Origin of the sequence: Bradyrhizobium sp. 61 (assembly GCF_023073075.1) — a bacterium.
GTDB classification, from domain to species: Bacteria; Pseudomonadota; Alphaproteobacteria; order Rhizobiales; family Xanthobacteraceae; genus Bradyrhizobium; species Bradyrhizobium barranii.
In genome coordinates this window covers 21,034-36,976 of record NZ_JADPIU010000088.1, presented here as the reverse complement: position 1 = coordinate 36,976, position 15,943 = coordinate 21,034, and the positions used below count along the sequence as shown (strand labels likewise).

Sequence of the window (15,943 nt, the reverse complement as noted above, 5' to 3'; positions counted from 1 at the left end):
TCAATCTCCAAACATCAGGGGACAGCCACGATCCGCAACGTACGCGCCCCATCGCGCACGCCGCGGAAATGAAACTAGCGGTCGGGCACGAACACGGTGCCGAGTGCGGCCGGCGCGGTCGAGCCGCCGGTGCGCGCGCGTGAGAGCAGGACCAGAACGATGACGGTTGCGAGGTAAGGCAGCGCCGACATGAACTGCGAGGGAATGCCGACGCCCCAGCCCTGCGCGTGCAGTTGCAGGATCGTCACCGCGCCGAACAGGTAGGCGCCGACCACGAGCCGGCCCGGCCGCCAGGACGAAAACACGACCAGTGCCAGCGCGATCCAGCCGCGGCCCGCGGTCATGCCGGGAATGAAGAACGGCGTGTAGGCGAGCGGCAGATAGGCGCCGGCAAGTCCTGCGCAGGCGCCGCCGAACATCACGGCGAAGGTGCGGATGCGCAGCACGGGATAGCCGAGCGCATGCGCGGAGACATGATTGTCGCCGCAGGCGCGGAGGATCAAACCCGCCCGCGTGCGGTACAGGAACCACCAGACGCCGATGACGAGTGCGATGGAGAAATAGACAAAGGCGTCCTCGCCGAACAACACCCGGCCAATCAGCGGCATGTCCGTGAGGCCGGGAATATAGAGGTGCATCGCGGGCGTGATGCGCTCGCCGACGAAGCCGGCGCCGATCAGGCCGGACAGGCCGACGCCGAGGATGGTCAGCGCGAGACCCGTCGCAACCTGGTTGACGGCGAGCCCGAGCGTCATCAGCGCGAACACCAGCGACATCAGCGTGCCCGCGACGATGCCGAACAGCGCGCCGATGAAGATCGAGCCGGTAAGCCACGCACCGGCAAAACCGCAGGCCGCGCCGACGATCATCATGCCCTCGACGCCGAGATTGAGCACGCCGGAGCGCTCGGTCACGAGCTCGCCGGTCGCCGCGATCAGGAGCGGCGTGGATGCGGCGAGCACCGCGAGGATGATGGCTTCAACCAGTTCCACGGGCCACCTGTCGGTTCGGGAAAACCAGCTTGAAGCGATAGAGAATGAGCGAATCGCAGGCGAGGACGTAGAACAGCAGGATGCCCTGGAAGACCTTGGTGACGTCCAACGGGATCTTCATCGCGATCTGCGCCTGCTCGCCGCCGATAAAGGTCAATGCGAGAAAAAGGCCTGCAATTAGTATTCCAAGCGGGTTCAGCCGACCGAGGAAGGCGACGATGATCGCGGTGAAGCCGTAGCCTGGCGAGATGCCGGGCTGGAGATGCCCGACCGGACCCGCGACCTCGATGATGCCGGCGAGCCCGGCGAGCGCTCCCGACACAGCGAAAGTCAGGATGACCAACTGGTTGGCGTTGAAGCCGCCGAACCGTGCGGCGCGCGGCGCCGCGCCGACCACGCGAATCTCAAAGCCCTTGATGGTGCGGCCGAGCAGGATCGCGGCTGCCGCGACGACGAGCAGGGCGATGATCGAGCCGAGATGCAGCCGGCCGCCTTCGATCAGCAGCGGCACCGTTGCGACCGGATCGAACTCCGCGGTGGTCGGGAAGTTGAAGCCGTGCGGATCGCGCCAGGGGCCGCGCACGAGATAGTCGAGGAAGAGGTCGGCGACATAGACCAGCATCAGGCTGGTCAGGATTTCGCTGGCGCCGAACTTCACCTTGCAGATCGCCGGGATCAGCGCATAGAGCGCGCCTGCTGCGGCGGCGAGCACGAGCATGACCGGAAGCACCCAGGCGCCGGCATCGGTGCCCTGCGTCTTCACCGCGATCCAGCTTCCGGCCACCGCGCCGATCAGGAATTGCCCTTCGGCGCCGATGTTCCAGGCATTGGCGAGATAGCAAAGCGACAGTCCGATCGCGATCATCACCAGAGGCGTGGCCTTCACCGCGATCTCCTGCAGCGAATAGCCGTCGGTCAACGGCGCGATGAAATAGGCATGCAGAGCGAGCAGCGGATTCTTGCCGAGGATCGCGAACAGGATGGTCATGGTGGCGATCGTCAGCCCGATCGCGATCAGCGGCGAGACCAGCGCGATCGTGTTGGAGCGCTCGACGCGCTTCTCAAGCACCAACTGCATGCGCGGCCTCCTTCGGCTCCAGGCTGCTGCCCCCCATCAACAGCCCGAGTTTTTCGCGCGTGGCTTCGCTTGTTGCAAGCGGCGCCGAGAGCCGGCCGTGGAACATCACGGCGATCCGATCGGCGATCTCCGCGAGCTCGTCGAGATCCTGGCTGGTGACGAGCACGGCGGCGCCCGCGGTTGCGAGATCAAGCAGCGCCTGGCGGATCACGGCGGCGGCGCCGGCATCGACGCCCCAGGTCGGCTGGCTCACCACCAGCACCGCGGGGTTGCGCAGGATCTCGCGGCCGACGATGAACTTCTGCAGATTGCCGCCGGACAGGCTCGCCGCTTCCGGATCCCGCTTGGCCTTGCGCACGTCGAACGTTTCGGTGGCGCGGTCCACGGTCTTTAGTGTCGCCGCGGTGTCGATGAAGCCGTGATGGACCATGCCGCTGGCGGCGTGCCCGGTCAGTAGCGCGTTCTCCGACAGCTTCATGCGCGGCGCGGTGCCGTGGCCGAGCCGTTCCTCCGGGACGAAGGCCGCGCCCAGCTTGCGGCGCCGGGTGATCGAGAGGTGGCCGGCGGCGATGCCTTCGATCACGACGGTGCCGGGGTCGTTCGACAGGCGCTCGCCGGAGAGCGCGGCGAACAACTCGTCCTGGCCGTTGCCGGCGACGCCGGCGATGCCGAGGATCTCGCCGCCCTTCAGCTCGAACGAGATGTGCTCGAGCCGCACGCCATGCGCCTCGCTCGGCGCGAGTGAAAGGTCGTTGACGACGAGTCGCGGCACGGTGGTCTTCCGGCCTGCCGGTGCCTTCACCTCCCTGATCTCGCCGCCGACCATCATCCGCGCGAGTGAGGCCGCGGTCTCGAGTCGGGGATTGCAGGTCTCGACCTTCTTGCCGCCGCGCAGGATCGTGGCGGTGTCGCAGAGGCGCTTCACTTCGTCGAGCTTGTGGCTGATGTAGAGGATGGCGCGGCCTTCGGCCTTGAGGCGTTCCAGCACGATGACGAGCTGGTCGGCCTCCTGCGGTGTCAGCACGGCAGTGGGCTCGTCCAGGATCAGGAATTTCGGATCCTGCATCAGCGCGCGGACGATCTCGATGCGCTGGCGCTCGCCGACCGACAATTGCCAGACCTCGCGCCTGGGATCGAGCGGCAGTCCATAGGACTTCGACACCTGCTCCAGCCGCGCCGACATGTCCTTGAAGGATTCCCTGCCGTCGAGGCCGAGCGCGACGTTCTCGGCAACGGTGAGATTGTCGAACAGCGAGAAATGCTGGAACACCATGCCGATGCCGCGGCTGCGCGCCTCTGACGGACCCGACAGCACGATGGGGTGGCCCTGCCAGCGGATCTCGCCGGCGCTGGGCTGGATCAGCCCGTAGATCGCTTTGACCAGCGTCGACTTGCCGGCGCCGTTCTCGCCGAGCAGGGCATGGATCTGTTTCGGCTGGATCTCGATGCTGATGGAGTCGTTGGCGAGGAAATCACCATAGCGCTTGGTGAGCCCGATCGTCTGAAGCAGAGGGGGCTCGCCGGAATGCAGGTCGTTGGACGTCTGGTCTAACATTCGCCGATGCGCTGGCACGGGGTGAAGTGCCTCAATTGTGAGCTAGTTTAAACCGTCGCGTAAGATGTGAAAAAGCGTCATCCCTTGCTCAACGCTTCGGCAGGCGGTCTGTGTCGCGAGTCGCGGCCTTGTCAGTCGATGATCGTCTCCAACCGACATTCGGGAGAGCCGTTGCGGCTGCCTCCTGCGAGAGACGCCTGTTGCAAATTTGTGACGGCTCAAACCAAATCGGAACCCGCTGTGCAGGCCTGACGTGAAGTTGAGCAAAGTCACGCCGGCGCGCCTATGCAAATCCCGACCGGGCCAACGGTCGCTGTCGTCAATTGTGTCTGCATTCTTGCGCCGCCACAAAAGACAAATGAAATCAAACGGGAATGTTCGGCATCGCGTCACCGCGCGCACGCAACAGCGAAACGGAAAAAATCCTCGAATTCCCAGGTCGAAAGGCCGCCTCCTGCCGAAACAAGCGGCATGCCTTGAAAAAAGTTGAGGCTTCTCACTCCGGGAGATCGGCGCAAGTGTCGCACCCAAGGGGCGTTCATTTTTACGTGTCCAAACTTGGGGGTATTCAGGATGTCGTTTGGTTTCAAGGCAATCGCAGCGGCGGCGCTGTCGATTGCTACACTCGCTACCAGTGGCCTGGCTCAGGCAGCGGACCTGCCGGTCAAGGCTGCCAAGAAAGCGTCGGACGTCCCGTTCTTCCTGGTGATCGACAACCGCGTCACGTTCTCCTGGATGCCCAAGGGCACTGACCCCGGCATGTGGAGCGTCAATCCGAACGGCAGCATCAACGGTACGACCGCCAAGCAGGTCTATTCGTTCACGCACTTCGACCTCTGGGCCTACGGCACCAACTTCTTCACCATCTCGATGTTCAAGTCGGGCCATAACGACCCTGCTTCGCCCTGTATCGCACCTGGTCTGTCTTCCTCCTTCGGTGCAGCCGACTGCGCCGGCGCGACCGAGATCTACGGCCTGTTCCGCTCGACCTTCGGCTGGAACCAGCTCTTCAACACCAAGGCCTTCACCACGGGGCCGCTGCAGAACATCTCGTTTGAAGTCGGTATGGATGGCAATTCCGAGAACACCTTCTTGGCGCCCGCGAAGCGGGACGTCGTTGCCGGTCTCCAGTTCGCCTTCGATCTTCCTTACAAGGGCTACATCAACGTCGCGCCCTTGATGTACTGGGAGTTCTCCAACCACAACGCCTTCACTCAGTGCGGCAGCGGTTTTGCTGGCCCCCTCCCGGGTGTGAGCTGTAATTCCGATGGCAATGTCAGCTACAACCCGACCTGGGCCGTCGAAATCAACTACTACATGGACCTCGGTTTCCTGCCGCCGAACATGCAGTTCTGGTCGATCAGCGGCCGCGCCGGCTGGTATGGAGCGAAGGGCGACTCGAACGGCCTTCCCGCGCTCTCCGGCCCTGGCCGGTTCTCTACTGCTTCCAAGGTCGAGTTGAACAGCGAACCGATCCGTCTGACCTTCGACGCTTCGAAGGCAGCCTGGGGTGACAAGTACTCGCACTTCGTCGATCTCTGGGTTGCCTATCGCTACTGGCAGAACAAGTTCGGCCTCGACCACAACGCCATGCCCGGCGTCTGCACGGTCGCCGCGACCGGCCAGAGCACCAACAGCTGCACCGAGTCCACGGTGTACGGTGGCGTCACTGTGAAGTTCTGATCGACTGAATGTCTCCAAGCTACAACGATGGCGCCGCGCATGTCCGCGCGGCTCCATCGGCGTTTGTGAGAGCGTAGGGTGGGCAAAGGCGCAACGCGCCGTGCCCACCATCTCTCCGAGCGGTTGGGATTGGTGGGCACGCTTCGCTTTGCCCACCCTACGCAGGCGAGTTCTTGGAGTTCGCTACTTCGCCCACACGCCGTCGTGCAGCGCCTCAGCTTCGTCCTCGAGCAGCGGCCCCACAACCTCCGTCGGCCGCTGGCCGCTGGCTAAGACCTCGCGGCAGGGCAAATCGAGCGTGGGGTTCTCGGGATGGTTGCCGGTGACGCCGCGCAGCCGGTGCTCGCTGAGGCCATAGACCACACGGCCGATGCCGGCCCAGTAGATCGCGCCGGCACACATCGCGCAGGGTTCGGCGGAGGAATAGAGCGTGGATGTCGCCAGCACCTCGCGGCTGAGCGTACGGCAGGCCTGCGTGGCCGCCAGGCGCTCGGCATGCGCAGTGCCGTCGTGGTCGGGCATGTAGCCGTTCTCGGTCTCGATCAGCACCTTACCATCGGCATCGACGACGACGCAGCCGAACGGATGGTTGCCATGGGTGAGCGAGCGGCGGGCGACCGTAAAGGACAGGCGGAGGAAGTGTTCGTCGCGCTCGGATCCGCCGCTCATCGCTCGTCCCTGGTCAATGCCCCGCCATATGCCGGCCGACCACGGTCAGATCGGCTTCGCTGGTTCGTGCTTCATACACGAATTCGCCGTGGAACATCACCACCAGCCGATCGGAGAGTTCGAGCAATTCGTCGAGATCCTCGCTGACGAGCAGCACGGCGGCGCCACGGTTGCGGGCGGCCATGATCTCGGCGTGGATCTGCGCCACCGCCGCGAAGTCGAGGCCGAAGCAGGGATTGGCCGCGATCAGCACCTCGACGTTGCCGCCAAGCTCGCGTGCCAGCACGGCGCGCTGGACGTTGCCGCCTGACAGCGCCGAGATTGGCGTGTCCGGGGTGCGGGTCTTGATCTTGTACTGGGCGATCTTCTTCTTCGCATCGTCCCGGAAGGCGCCACGGTTGAGCCACCAGCCGCCGCTGGCGAAGGGCGCGCGGTCGAATTCGCGGAAGGCGATGTTGTCGGCGACGCTCATGCCGCCGACACAGGCGTTCTTGAGCGGCTCCTCGGGCAAGAGCGACATCTTGTGGCGGCACATCTCCTCGCGGCTGGCGTGATAGGAATCGCCCGCGACGCGAATTTCACCGCCCTCCGGCTCGCGCTGGCCGGCCAATACCTCGACCAGCTGGCGCTGGCCATTGCCGGAGACGCCGGCAATGCCCACGATCTCACCGGCGCGGACCGTGAGTGAGACGTCGTGCACGGCGATGGCGCCGGCATCGTCGAGCGCGCGGAGCTTTTCCAACTCCAAACGCGCATTGCCAGCTTCGCCGGTGCGCGGCGGCTGCACGGTCAGCTCTTCGGCGCCGATCATGGTTCGCGCCATCGCATCCGGTGTGAGTTCGGAAACCTTGCCGGCACCTGCGAGCTTGCCGCGGCGCAGGATCGTGACGTCGTCGGCGAAGGCCATGACCTCGCGGAATTTGTGCGTGATCATCAGGATCGTCAGCTCGCCCTTGACGACCATGTCGCGGAGCATGCCAAGAACTTCGTCGGCCTCCGCCGGCGTCAGCACCGAGGTCGGCTCGTCCAGGATCAGGAAGCGGCGCTTCAGATAGAGCTGCTTGAGGATCTCGCATTTCTGCCGCTCCCCGGCGGAGATGTCGGAGACCTTGGCGCCGAGCGGCACCTTGAACGGCATCCGCGCCAGAAAAGCCTCGAGCTCCTTCATCTCCTTCGACCAGTTCACCACGGCTGGCACATCGTCGCGGGCCAGCACGAGGTTTTCGGCGACCGTCATGGCCGGCACCAGGGTAAAATGCTGGTAGACCATGCCGAGGCCGAGCGCGTGGGCGTCCTTTGGATTTGCGATCGCCTGCTCGCGGCCGCCGACGAGGATGTCGCCTTCGGTCGCGTGGTAATAGCCCATGATGCATTTGACGAGCGTCGACTTGCCGGCGCCGTTCTCGCCGAGCAGCGCGTGGAACGAGCCCGGCCGCACCTTCAGCTCGACATTGTCGAGCGCGAGGAAGTCGCCGAAGCGCATGGTCATTGCGATGGCGTCGACGCCGAAGGCGCCTGCTGGCGGCGGCGTTTCGCCGATGATCACGAAATAGCTCCGATGAAGGCGTCCGACGTCGAGACCGCGCCGAACACGCCGCCCTGCATCTTGATCATCTTCAGTGCATGGTCGTGATTGCTCTTGTCGGTCGCGCCGCAGCAATCGTGCAGCAGGACGCATTCGAAGCCGCGGTCGTTGGCCTCGCGCATGGTGGTGTGGACGCACACGTCGGTCGTGATGCCCGTCAGCACGATGTTCTCGATGCCGCGCACGCGCAGGATCAACTCCAGGTCGGTGGCGCAGAACGAGCCCTTGCCGGGCTTGTCGATGATCGGCTCGCCCGGCAGCGGCGCCAGCTCCTCGATGATGTCCCAGCCCGGCTCGCCGCGAACGAGGATACGCCCGCAAGGGCCGGGATCGCCGATGCCGGCGCCGATCTGGCGCGAGCGCCAGCGCTTGTTGGCGGGAAGGTCGGAGAGATCGGGGCGGTGGCCTTCGCGCGTATGGATGATGTGGAAGCCTTGCGCGCGCATCGCTGCGAGCAACTTCTTGATCGGCTCGATCGGCGCCCGCGTCAGCGAGAGGTCGTAGCCCATCTTGTCGACATAGCCGCCGATGCCGCAGAAATCGGTCTGCATGTCGATGATGATGAGCGCGGTGTTTTCGGGACGGAGATCGCCATTGTAAGGCCAGGCGTAGGGCTCGGACTTGAGATAGCGCTCGGGCATGATTTCGCTCTCTAGCGGGTGATCGACAATTCGGCCGGGGCTCCGGTCAGCGTGCGTTTCGGCGAGCAGGTGATGATCATGATCGCCAGCGTCAGGATGTAGGGGGCGGCGTTGAAGAGGTGGTAGCCGGAGGTGACGCCGACCGATTGCAGTGCAGGGCCCAGGGCCGCGGCACCGCCGAAGGCGAGCGAGGCCCACAGGCAGAGCAGGGGATCCCAGCGCGCGAAGATCACGAGGGCCACGGCCGTGATGCCCTGGCCGGAGGACAGGCCCTCGTTCCAGCTTCCGGGATAGAACAGCGACAGGAACGAGCCGCCGATGCCGGCAAGGAAGCCGCCGACCATGGTCGCGCGCAGGCGGATCAGCAACACGGAATGGCCCATCGCGCGCGCTGCGTCGGAGCTCTCGCCGGCGGTGCGGATCAAAAGGCCCCAGCGCGTGGTGCGGAAGGCCCAATAGAGGATTGGCGCGAGCGCGACGCCGATCAGGAACAGGACGTTGACGCGTAGCGCGGCGCGAACCTGCGGGACGTCGCTCCACCAGCCAAAATCGATCGCGGGCAGGCGCGGCGCGGTGGGCTCGATCAGCGGCTTACCGAGATAGAAGGCAAGGCCGGTGCCGAACAGCATCAGCGCGATGCCGACCGCGATATCGTTGACGCGCGGCAGCGAGCAGATACCGGCGTGCAATGCGCCCAGCAGTGCACCCGTGATGCCGGCGGCGAGCACGCCAAGCCAGGGCGAGCCCGTGAGATAGGAGATGCCGTAGGCGCTCATCGCGCCCATCACCAGCGTGCCCTCAAGGCCGAGATTGATGCGGCCGGAGCGCTCGGTGATGCATTCTCCCAGGCTCACGAACAGGAACGGCGTCGAGACACGAATGGCGCCGCCGAGCACGGCAAGCGGGACTGTCCAGAGGCCGATCGATCCGTCTGCCATTTCAGGATTTTCCCTTCAAAAATCCAATGCGGCCGTAAAGTGCATCGCTGGCCAGCACGAAGACGAAGATGATGCCCTGAAGCACCAGAACGGATGCGTCGGGCAATCCGAGGCGGCGCTGCAGCAGGCCGCCGCTGGCGCTGATGCCGCCGAGCAGGATCGCGACAGGAATGATCGCGAGCGGATTCTGCCGGGCGAGGAAGGCGACGAGAATGCCGGTGAAGCCGTAGCCCGCCGCAAGGTTGGCGTTGGTGCGTCCCTGCACGGCGGCGACCTCGATCATGCCGGCAAGGCCCGCGGCGCCGCCGGCGAGGAAGCAGATGGTCAGGATCAACTTGCTGACGCCGAGACCGACGATCTTTGCGGCGCGGATGTTGCCGCCGGCGACGCGCGCGGCGAAGCCGAACACGGTGTGATAGATCAGGACGTAGGCAGCGATCGCGGCGATCAGGCCGAAGACGAGGCCCCAATGCACGTCGGTGCCGGGAATGCTGCCGATCATGTTGGCGGCGCCGATCTCGCGCGTCGACGGCTTGTTGAGGCTGGCGGGATCGCGCATCAGCCCCTCAACAAGATGGTTGAGGATCGCGAGCGCGATGTAGACGAGCAGCAGGCTCGAGATGGTCTCGTTGACGCCGCGATACTGGCGCAAGCCGCCCGACAACATGATCCACAGACCGCCGCCGATCACGCCGCCGATGACCATGGCAATTTGCACGACGAGCGGCGGCGTGCCCTGAAGCGCCAGCGCGGCGCTGGTCGCCGACAGCGCGCCGATCAGGAGCGCGCCTTCGCCGCCGATGATGACCATGCCGAGCTGTGCCGGCAGTGCGGTGCAGAGCGCGGTGAGGATCAGCGGCGCAGCACGCGTCAACGTATTCTGCCAGGAGAACCAGGTGCCGAAAGCGCCGTAGTACATATAAAAATAGAGATCGAGCGGGTTCTTGCCGAACATCGCGACGAAGATGCCGAAGATCACGAGCGCGCCGGCCAGCGCCGCGCCCGGGATCAGGACGTATTCGATGGTCGCGCCGTGGCGCTGAAGAAAGCCGGGACCGGCGGCCGGGGCGATTGTCCCGGCCGCTTCAGTGGAATCCGCGGCTTCCGTTGTCACGAAGTCGCTCCGATCACACCGTCGACCAGGTAGTCCATCTTCTCCAGCTCAGGATCCTTCTGGCCGCGATCGGTGCCGGCCGCGATCACCGTCTTGCCCTTGTTGTCGAGCAGCCCGCCCTTGAAGATGGCGTAGCCCTCCGCCGACAGGAATTTGGCCTTGACCTCGTCGGCGTGCTTGCGCGCCTCGGCGGAGACTGCCTCACCGTAGGGCGAGGTCTTGACGATCTCTTCCTTGAGTCCGCCGCGATAGAAGTTCGGGATGCTTTCGCCGGCGGCGATCATCTTGACGAACTTCGGATAGAGCGCTTCCCAATTCCACTCGGCGCCGGTGAGATACGCCTTCGGCGCCAGCGGCGACTGGTTGGTGTGATAGCCACAGACGAAGGCGCCGCGGCGCGCCGCGTTCTCGACCATGGTCTTCGGGCCGTCGACGTGGCAGGTGAGCACGTCGACGCCCTGATCGATCAGGCTGTTGGTGGCTTCGGCCTCCTTGACCGGCATCGACCAATCGCCAGTGAAAATGACCTGCGTGGTGGCCTTGGGATTGGCGAGCCTGGCGCCGAGCGCGAAGGCGTTGATGTTGCGCAGCACCTGCGGGATCGGCTTGGCGGCAACGAAGCCGAGCTTGCCGCTCTTGGAGGTGTAGCCGGCGACGATGCCCGAAATGTACTGGGCCTCGTCGATATAGCCAAAATAGCTGCCGGCGTTCTTTGGATCCTTGTCGCTCCACAGGCCGCCGCAGTGCTCGAAGCGCAGCTTCGGGAACTTGGTGGCCATCTTGATCATGTGCGGGTTGTAGTAGCCGAACGAGGTTGGGAAGAGCAGGGTGGCGCCGTCGAGGTTGATCATGGACTCGATCGTCTTCTCGACCGCGTCGGTCTCCGGCACCTTCTCTTCCTCGACGACCTTCAGCCCCGGAATTTTCTTCAGTGCCGCCGCGCCCTGCGCATGCGCCTGGTTGTAGCCGTAGTCGTCGCGCGAGCCGACATAGATGAAGCCGATGGTGGTATCGGCCGCGAAGGCGGGACGGACGCCCGCTGCCGCACCGAGGGTCAGCGCCGCGCCGCCCTGCAACAAATGACGTCGTGAAATCTTGCCGAAATCCATTGCTCGCTCCCCTTGGCGGATGTCCCGCCTTAATCTCGCGGCCGCGCCGGTCTGGCGGAGCCTGGGGATAAGATGTCGCAAGCTTCGTGCCAGAGGCCACGGAGTGATCAATTGATTTGAAGCCATTGAAAAGTATCGTTTTTATAAATTTTCAGAATCCTGCCGAGTAAACCGTCAGATTAATTTTTGAGCAAAATATAGAAGTTGTATGCAATGGAGTTGAGCAGCCAGGCCAGCTCGCGTGTGTGCATGGCGGGAGCTACGAACTGCCGGCAACCCGCATTCATGCTACCCACGCGCGGATCGGGACCGCGGTCGTGACTTTTTTGCTGGCACCGAACTTGTATCGATCGCCGCCAGGACCGCCGCCGCGGTCCCAAGAGATGGGAATCTCGCCGAGATGATTGCTAGTAACCCCGTTCAGAATGCATCGCTCGGCGAGGAGATCGTGCGGGGGATCAACGAGCTCGCCGCGATCTCGGAAGACGGCGACAAGCTCACCCGCATCTTCCTCACCAACGAGCTGCGCAAGGCCGCTGACCTCATCCTGGGCTGGATGCGCGAAGCCGGCATGAACGCGCATCTCGATGCGATCGGGAATGTCTGCGGACGCTACGAAGGCGAGCAGTTGGGGGCGCCCTGCCTGATGCTCGGCTCGCACTACGACACGGTGCGCGATGCCGGGAAATGGGACGGGCCGCTGGGGGTGACCACGGCGATTGCCTGCGTCGCCGATCTCAACCGCCGCGGCAAGCGCCTGCCGTTCGCGATCGAGGTGATCGGCTTTGCCGATGAAGAGGGGGTACGTTTCGCTTCGACGCTGCTCGGAAGCCGGGCGGTGGCGGGCACCTTCGACGAGAGTGTCCTGAACACGCGCGACCGCGACGGCGTGTCGATGCGCGATGCGCTCGTCGCGTTCGGCCTCGATCCCGATCACATCGGCGCGGCCGCGCGGGCCCGGCGCGAGCTGCTCGCCTATCTCGAATTGCACATCGAGCAGGGCCCGGTGCTGGAAGCCCGGAACCTGCCCGTCGGGGTCGTCACTGCGATTGCGGGCGCGACACGGCTCGCTGCGCGGCTGACCGGCATGGCCGGTCATGCCGGCACCGTGCCGATGGCGTTGCGCCGTGATGCGCTCGCCGGCGCGGCCGAATGCATCGGCGCGATCGAGCAGTTTTGCCGCACCGACGCGGGCGGGCTGGTCGGCACCGTCGGCTATATCCAGGCGAGGCCCGGCGCGACCAATGTCATCCCGGGCGAAGTGTCGTTCACCATCGACATGCGGGCACCGACCGACATGCATCGCAAGCGCGCGGTCGCCGACGTCGTCCGGCAAATCGAGGCCATCGCCAAACGCCGGCAATTGGCGCTTCAGCTCGACGTCACGCACGAGAACCGCACCGCGCCTTGCGCACCCTGGCTGAAGGATCAGATCGCGCGGGCGATCGCCGCCGAAGGCGCGTCGGTGTTCGAGCTGCCGAGCGGGGCAGGGCACGACGGCATGGCGATGATCGATATCGCCGATGTCGGCATGATCTTCGTCCGCTGTCGCGGCGGCATCAGCCACCACCCGGACGAGCACGTCGAGCTCGCCGATGCCGACGCCGGCGCGCGCGTGCTGCTGCGGGTGATCGAGAATTTCAGGCCGCGGGAGGGCCGCGCCGGCGCGAAGTGATTGCCTGAAGCCCGCAAGTCACCGGGTAGAGATACGAATCAGTCATGTTTAAAATGGTGGCCGCCATCACGGGGTCACGAGACATCAGCCGATTGACGCATATGAACAGCGACATCTCTTTTCCATCACATCGTGAGAACCGGTTCTACCAGGGGATGGCTGCGACCTTCGTCGCCAACGCGCTTCAGGCGGTCAATTTTCTCGGTGATCGCTTCCTGAGACAATCGCATCATGCGTTGTCGGACATCGAGGACCTCTACCGGCACTCGATGGACAGTGCCTTTTCGGTGACCGAGGCCTTCCTCGTCACGGGAGCGCCGCACGCCTCCGCCTATTACCCGCGCGACTTCGCCTGGTTTTATCCCGACGTTCTCGATCCCGAAACCATCATGGATTCGCAGGACGCAGTGCGCCGGGCGCGCCTGCTCGAAAAGAGCGTTCGCCTCCTGCTGGAGGCGGTTCGCGCCGACGTGGTCACGACGACCATCGTCCCTGCGGGACGTGGGCGGTACCTCGGCGTGAATTATTTCTCGCGGCCCTCGGACACGCTGCTCGGCATTCTCGCCGGTCTCCAGCAGATGATAGGTGCCGACGAGAGAGCGTCTTCCTATCTGGCGATGTCGCAATGCGCACATGCTGGCCGCCTGTTGCTGGCCGAGTATGGCGCAGACCTGAAGCGAGCGATCCTCCGGCTTGCGAGCGAACTGGAGCCATTTGACACTGATGGCACCAGATATCTGCTGTGCGATGCCGGCGGGCCTCGCTCTGCGGCAACGGATACGAGGGCCGAGCGGAGGCGCTTCGTCACCAACGCCTGCGTTTACACGACGTTTGTGTGGGGCGTGCAGCTCGGGATCGTCGACGAGAACGAACTGAAGCGGCTGCTCGGTCGCGACCTTGCGCAGTACAAGAGAGATCTGCTCCGTTTGTTCGGCAAGGACGGCTATATCAGGCATTCGCTTGACGGCCCGGCGGGCGCACCGGTGTCCTTGGTGGCCCTGGATTTCGTCAGCGTGCATCGCGGCTTCTGGGACATGAACAATGCTAGCGAGCGGGCGCTGTTTGCGGCTACGACGGATCTGATCATCGCCGAGCCGCGCTTTCGCATCCCCAGCACGTTCCACTTCCTGGTGTCCGCGGATAATCCACGGAACAAGATGATCCACAAGATCGCGGCGCCGGCCTATCAGGGGCGTTCGTCGTGGCCGACATTCAATGTTGAATTCGCGGATCGGATGCTGGATTTTGATGAAGCCTCAGGGAGCGATACCTATCGGGCTTGCGCGCAGGGGATATTGAAGGACATTCGGACCGCGACCGAGGTCCATGGCGGCTATCAGGAGCTGATCTCGGAGCAGGGCCTGAAGTATCGCACCTGGGCCTACAAGGGCGCCGTGGCGCACTCCTGGTTTCCGCGCTTCCTGTCGGTCTGGAGGAGGGCGTATGGAACGCCACTCCTCCAGTGGAATGATTGATCCGCGGCCTATCCCGCGGTCACGTCCACCAGTTCGCCGCCCTCCAGCACCTTGGCCGCCTTGGCGCGGTCGAGGTCACCCTCCCAGGCGGCCACCACCACAGTCGCCACGCAATTGCCGACGAGGTTGCCGAGGGCGCGGGCCATGCCGATGAACCAATCGACCGACAACACCAGCACGAGGCCGATGGCGGGAATGCTCGGCACCGCGTTGAGCGTCGCGGCCAGGATCACGATCGCCGAGCCCGGCACGCCGTGCGCGCCCTTCGACGTGATCAGCGAGACGCCGAGCACCAGCAGGAGATCGCCGAAGGACAGCGGCGTGTTGGTCGCCTGCGCGATGAAGACGACGGCAAGCGTCAGGTAAATCGAGAAAGCGTCGAGGTTGAAGGAATAGCCGGTCGGGATGACGAGGCCGACCACGGAATCCTTCACGCCCATCCGCTCCAGTTTCTTCATGATCTGCGGCAGCACGGCATCGGAGGACGCGGTCGCGAGCACGATGGTCAACTCTTCGCGCAAGTAGGAGAGGAATTTGAGGATGCTAATTCCGGCGAGCGCCATCACGCCGCCGAGCACGCCCAGCACGAAGATGCCGACCGAGACGTAGAACAGCATCACCAGCGAAACGAGCTGCTTCAGCGAGCCGACACCGTATTTGCCGACGGTATAGGCGACCGCGCCGAGCACGCCGAGCGGCGCGACCCGCACGATCAGCCCCATGACCCGAAACAGCACGGTGGAGGCCGCGTCGATGATCGATGTGACCAGCGCGCCCTTCTCACCGCCGACGAGCGCAAGGCCGACACCGAACAGGATCGCGAAGAACAGCACCTGGAGCACGTCGTTGCGCGACAGCGCATCGAACGAGGTGCTGGGGATCACGTTCATCAGGAAGGCGCCGATGCCGCCGCCGGACAGCTTGTGGGCGTTGTCGGCATAGGTGTTGAGCGCCTTGGCGTCGAGCGTCGAGGGATCGATGTTCATGCCGTGGCCGGGGCCGAAGAGATAGGCGAGCAGCAGGCCGACCACGAGCGCGACCGTCGTCATCACCTCGAAATAGACCAGCGCCTTGACGCCGACCCGGCCGACCTTCTTGAGGTCGCCGGCGCCGGCAATGCCGTGCACGACGACGCAGAACACGATCGGGGCCACGATCATCGAGATCAGCTTCAGGAAAGCGTCGCTGAGGATCTTGAGCCCGATGGCGAAGTCCGGAACGGCCATCCCCAGGATGACGCCAAGCACCAGCGCGGCGAGGACCTGGACGAACAGCGAGGTGTAGAGCGGCTTCGGCTCGGCGGTAGGTGCCGCGGTGATGGTCGACATGGTGGACTCCCCCGGTTTGACGCGTCTTGGACGTCAAAAAGGAGCAACAACCGTGCCAGATTGTCGCGGCCTGGTCCTGGAAGTCATCCAGGGCGCCGCAT

General features: G+C 64.6%; 13 protein-coding genes. 3 read left to right on the top strand and 10 right to left on the bottom strand.

Features of this window, described 5'->3' with window-relative positions; translation table 11 throughout:
* Positions 1-74: 74 nt before the first annotated feature.
* From IVB46_RS36720 to IVB46_RS36710, 3 genes are read right to left on the bottom strand one after another with little or no spacing between them, the layout of a single operon-like run.
* Complete coding sequence (locus IVB46_RS36720) at positions 75-992, bottom strand: ABC transporter permease (protein WP_085405716.1); 918 nt, start codon at positions 990-992, stop codon at positions 75-77.
* The gene (locus IVB46_RS36715) at positions 979-2,070 is read right to left on the bottom strand and encodes an ABC transporter permease (RefSeq protein WP_247303383.1); all 1,092 of its coding nucleotides are present in this window, start codon (positions 2,068-2,070) and stop codon (positions 979-981) included. Before IVB46_RS36715 ends, IVB46_RS36720 begins: the two co-directional genes overlap by 14 nt.
* A complete protein-coding gene (locus IVB46_RS36710; protein ID WP_247303381.1) occupies positions 2,054-3,625 on the bottom strand; it encodes an ABC transporter ATP-binding protein in 1,572 nt (523 codons plus the stop codon). The genes IVB46_RS36715 and IVB46_RS36710 overlap by 17 nt, the downstream gene beginning before the upstream one ends.
* Before the next feature lie 573 nt (positions 3,626-4,198).
* Here IVB46_RS36710 and IVB46_RS36705 point away from each other — a divergent pair.
* Positions 4,199-5,308 carry a hypothetical protein gene (locus IVB46_RS36705; RefSeq protein WP_085405721.1) on the top strand — a complete coding sequence of 370 codons (1,110 nt, stop codon included), beginning with the start codon at positions 4,199-4,201 and terminating at the stop codon, positions 5,306-5,308.
* A gap of 183 nt (positions 5,309-5,491) precedes the next feature.
* On the opposite strand, the gene IVB46_RS36700 is transcribed toward IVB46_RS36705, so the two are convergent.
* Genes IVB46_RS36700 through IVB46_RS36675 form a run of 6 tightly spaced genes read right to left on the bottom strand, consistent with a single transcriptional unit; the run spans position 5,492 to position 11,364 of the window.
* Entirely contained in the window at positions 5,492-5,977 is a 486-nt protein-coding gene (locus IVB46_RS36700) for a nucleoside deaminase (RefSeq protein WP_247303378.1), read from the bottom strand.
* Between the two features lie 13 nt (positions 5,978-5,990).
* On the bottom strand, positions 5,991-7,523 hold the full coding sequence (locus IVB46_RS36695) for an ABC transporter ATP-binding protein (protein WP_247303376.1): 1,533 nt from the start codon (positions 7,521-7,523) through the stop codon (positions 5,991-5,993).
* On the bottom strand, positions 7,520-8,203 hold the full coding sequence (locus tag IVB46_RS36690; protein ID WP_063982027.1) for an isochorismatase family cysteine hydrolase: 684 nt from the start codon (positions 8,201-8,203) through the stop codon (positions 7,520-7,522). The genes IVB46_RS36695 and IVB46_RS36690 overlap by 4 nt, the downstream gene beginning before the upstream one ends.
* An 11-nt stretch (positions 8,204-8,214) precedes the next feature.
* Complete coding sequence (locus tag IVB46_RS36685; RefSeq protein WP_038957599.1) at positions 8,215-9,141, bottom strand: ABC transporter permease; 927 nt, start codon at positions 9,139-9,141, stop codon at positions 8,215-8,217.
* A 1-nt stretch (position 9,142) separates the two neighbouring features.
* Positions 9,143-10,255, bottom strand: a complete 1,113-nt coding sequence (locus IVB46_RS36680; RefSeq protein WP_247303374.1) for an ABC transporter permease — start codon at positions 10,253-10,255, stop codon at positions 9,143-9,145.
* Entirely contained in the window at positions 10,252-11,364 is a 1,113-nt protein-coding gene (locus IVB46_RS36675; RefSeq protein ID WP_247303372.1) for a BMP family ABC transporter substrate-binding protein, read from the bottom strand. The genes IVB46_RS36680 and IVB46_RS36675 overlap by 4 nt, the downstream gene beginning before the upstream one ends.
* Positions 11,365-11,764: 400 nt before the next feature.
* Here IVB46_RS36675 and IVB46_RS36670 point away from each other — a divergent pair, with 400 nt between their 5' ends.
* Both IVB46_RS36670 and IVB46_RS36665 read left to right on the top strand, forming a co-directional pair.
* Positions 11,765-13,039, top strand: a complete 1,275-nt coding sequence (locus IVB46_RS36670) for an allantoate amidohydrolase (RefSeq protein WP_247303370.1) — start codon at positions 11,765-11,767, stop codon at positions 13,037-13,039.
* 101 nt (positions 13,040-13,140) lie between these two features.
* Complete coding sequence (locus IVB46_RS36665) at positions 13,141-14,514, top strand: hypothetical protein (protein ID WP_247304728.1); 1,374 nt, start codon at positions 13,141-13,143, stop codon at positions 14,512-14,514.
* 8 nt (positions 14,515-14,522) lie between these two features.
* Here IVB46_RS36665 and IVB46_RS36660 read toward each other — a convergent pair whose 3' ends face one another.
* The gene (locus IVB46_RS36660) at positions 14,523-15,842 is read right to left on the bottom strand and encodes a dicarboxylate/amino acid:cation symporter (protein WP_247303369.1); all 1,320 of its coding nucleotides are present in this window, start codon (positions 15,840-15,842) and stop codon (positions 14,523-14,525) included.
* Between the last annotated feature and the right edge of the window lie 101 nt (positions 15,843-15,943).